The 1433-nt window shown below is 74.3% G+C and carries 1 protein-coding gene and 1 pseudogene; one reads left to right on the top strand and one right to left on the bottom strand.

Annotated elements, in window-relative coordinates:
• Positions 1 to 233, bottom strand: a pseudogene (locus G5C51_RS41970) (bifunctional DNA primase/polymerase); the annotation flags it as partial.
• 182 nt (positions 234 to 415) lie between these two features.
• Between G5C51_RS41970 and G5C51_RS41965 the strand changes: the two are divergent.
• On the top strand, positions 416 to 1433 hold a 1018-nt coding region (locus G5C51_RS41965), incomplete at its 3' end, for an NsdA family TPR-like regulatory protein (protein WP_165246183.1).

The raw sequence follows: 1433 nt of genomic DNA, 5'->3' as shown, positions 1-1433 counted from the left end.
GACTTCCAGTTACGCCGCGCGGGGTGGGCGCCGGGCGTGGGGCAGCCGTCGGTGGCGCAGGAGCAGCGCCGGGCGCCGTCCTCCGACATCTCCAGCCAGGTGCCGAGCGACACCTGCCAGTGCCACTCCTCGGCGTAGAACAGCGCGGCGGCGGACAGTTCGCCCGCGGGGTCTGCGGGGCGGGACTGACTGGGGACGTGGGTGGCGGAGTTGACTCCCAAGGTGTCGTTCACGCTCAGCTCAACTGAGGCTATGAGCAGGGGTTACGGCACCCGTTCCAGCAGCCGCGCGACCTGCGGGGCGCACGGGTGCACCTGAGGGGGCACGGCGTTTCCTGGTCCCGGGCCTGGAAATGGATCAAGAGCGGCGGAACGCAGCACGACCACCCGCGGGACCAGCGCACAGGGGGCAGTACATGGCCGGAAGGCCGATTGTCACGCGTCAGCCCAATGAACGCCTCCAGGCACTGATACAGGAGGCGGCCTGCTCGAACGCAGGGCTCGCCCGGCGCGTCAACATGTGCGGCGCGGAGCATGGGGTCGACCTGCGCTACGACAAGACCTCCGTGGCCCGCTGGCTGCGCGGCCAGCAGCCGCGCGGGCAGGCCCCGCAGATGATCGCCGAGGCGCTCGGCCGCAAGCTCGGCCGGCCGGTCTCCCTCGAAGAGATCGGCATGTCGGACGGGCGGCACCAGTCGTCCGCGGTGGGCCTGACGTACGCCCCGACCATCGGCGAGACGATCGAGCAGGTCATCGAGCTGTGGCGGAGCGACGTGGCGCGGCGGGAGTTCCTCACCGAGGCGGCGCCGGTGGCCGCCGCCCTGGTGGAGCCCAGCCGGGACTGGCTGATCAGCGGCTTCGGCGGCGCGGCGGCCGGCACCGTCACCGAGATCCCGCAGCGCACCGGGCCGCGGGTCGGGCGGATGGACGCGACGGCGGTCGCGGCGGCCGGGGAGTCGCTGATCCGGCTCGACCACCGCTTCGGGGCCGGGCATCTGCGGCCGGTGGTCGTGCACTACCTCAACAGCGTCGTGTCCGGGCTGCTCGACGGCTCGTATACGGAGGAGGTCGGGCGGGTGCTGCTCGAGTCCACCGCCCGGCTGTGCGAGCTGGCCGGCTATATGGCCGTGGACACCGGTCGGCCGGGGCTGGCGCAGCGCTATTACATCCAGGCGCTGCGGCTGGCGGAGGCGGCGGGGGCGCGCGGCTTCGGCGGGTACGTGCTCGCCGCCGGCATGAGCCACCTCGCCAACTCCCTCGGCTCGCCGCGCGAGGCGGTGCAGCTGGCGCGGGCCGCGCAGGAGGGGACGAAGGGGCGAGCCCCTGCACGGGCGGTGGCGCTGTTCGCCGCGGCGGAGGCGCGGGCGGCCGCGGCGCTCGGGGACGGGGCCTCCTGCCGGGAGGCGGCCGCGCGGGCGCTGGCCGCGATGGAGC

Source organism: Streptomyces coryli (assembly GCF_011044975.1).
Taxonomy (GTDB): Bacteria; Actinomycetota; Actinomycetes; order Streptomycetales; family Streptomycetaceae; genus Streptomyces; species Streptomyces coryli.
This window is presented reverse-complemented; position numbering and strand designations above follow the sequence as displayed.